Consider the following 1,850-nt stretch of genomic DNA (forward strand, 5'->3'; position numbering starts at 1 on the left):
ACGTCATCCTCAAGGAATACCACCACGAACGGCAAGTCCCGGCGTTCATCGAGTACACCAAGCAGTTCACGGACGCACCGCACCTCGTCGAGATCGTCGAGAAGGACGGCGAGTTCAAGCCGGGGCAGTTACTGCGCGCGAACCGTCTCGCGCCCTTCACGGACATCGAGAACGGAGACTGGAAATTCTTGTTCTGGGACAAGAACGAGAATCGGCCGAAAGTGCCTTGCGGAAGCGTCGGCTCGCGCTGGGCGGAAACGGAAAAGGGCAAATGGAACCTGACGCTCAAGGACTCGGTCGAAGGTAGCGACATCGATCCGACCTTGACCCTTCTCGGAATCGAGGACGGCAAGCGCAGCGTCTTGCTCGACGATTTCGCCGAGGCACGCCCGCTGCACCGCGAGGTGCCGGTCAAGACGTTGACCACGGCCGACGGCAAGCAGGTCACGGTCACCACGGTTTACGACCTGATGATGGCCCAGTACGGAGTACCCCGGGGGCTCGGAGGCGAGTATCCCGCGGACTACGACGATGCGGACGCACCCTACACCCCGGCCTGGCAAGAAAAATTCACGGGGCTGGGCCGCAAGGACCTCCTGCAGTTCGCCCGCGAATGGGCCAGCACCGCGGAGCACACCGGCGGCAAGTGCACGATCATCATCGGTGCGGGCATCAACCATTGGTACCACGGCAACCTGATGTACCGCGCCGGCATCCACGCGCTGATGTTCTGTGGCTGCGTGGGCAAGAACGGCGGCGGTCTGGCCCACTACGTCGGGCAGGAGAAGCTTGCACCCGCCGAGTCCTGGGGTGCGATCGCCTTCGCCAAGGACTGGATCCCGGCCTCACGCCTGCAGAACGCGCCGAGCTGGCACTATGTGAACACCGACCAGTGGCGCTACGAGAAGTCCTTCACGGATTACCACACCGTGCCGCCGAACCAGCCCAAGGGCTCCCTGGCCGCCGGGCACACGATGGACGCCCAGGTGCGCGCGGTGCGAAACGGATGGCTTCCTTTCTACCCGCAGTTCAACGAGAACAGCTTGGATCTGGCGCGCGAAGCCGAGGAAAAGGGCGAAGACGTCGTACGCTCGATTGTGGACAGGCTGAAGAAACGCGACTTGAAGTTCTCAGTCGAGGACCCCGACGCCTCTGAAAACTGGCCGCGCGTCTGGTTCATCTGGCGCGGTAACGCGTTGATGTCCAGCAGCAAAGGCCACGAGTACTTCCTGCGGCACTACCTGGGCACCCACGACAACGCGATCGCAACCGAGATCGCCAAGGACTCCGTGAAGGAGGTCGCGTGGCACGAGAATGCGCCCCAGGGCAAGATGGACCTGGTCGTCGACCTGAATTTCCGCATGGACACGTCGGCGCTGTACTCCGACATCGTATTGCCCGCCGCGACTTGGTACGAGAAGTCCGACCTCAACTCCACCGACATGCACAGCTTCGTGCACCCGCTGTCCGAGGCGGTGCCGCCGTGCTGGGAGTCCAAGAGCGACTGGAATATCTTCAAAGACATCTCCGAGAAATTCTCCGAACTTTCGGAACGGCATTTCCCTGACGAGGTGCGCGATGTGGTGGCCACGCCGTTGGCCCACGACACACCCGCCGAGATCGCCCAGACCGACATGAAAGAGTGGCTCGACGGCGAGGTCGAGGCGATTCCCGGAAAGACGATGCCGGGACTCCAGGTCGTCACCCGTAGCTACAAGGACCTGTACAAGCAGTACATCTCGCTCGGCCCGAACGTCAGAAAGAACGGCGTTGGGGCTCACGGCACCAGCTACAAGTGCGAGGAGTTCTACGACGAGATCAGGGAGCGCCGGCCGATCACCTGGAACGGC

The 1,850-nt window shown here is 62.4% G+C and carries 1 protein-coding gene; it reads left to right on the forward strand.

Annotated elements, in window-relative coordinates; translation table 11 throughout:
* Positions 1-1,850, forward strand: a 1,850-nt coding sequence (locus GY725_17075; GenBank protein MCP4005905.1) for a nitrate reductase subunit alpha, incomplete at both ends; no start/stop codon positions are given.

This window comes from bacterium, from assembly GCA_024226335.1.
Classification (GTDB): domain Bacteria; phylum Myxococcota_A; class UBA9160; order SZUA-336; family SZUA-336; genus JAAELY01.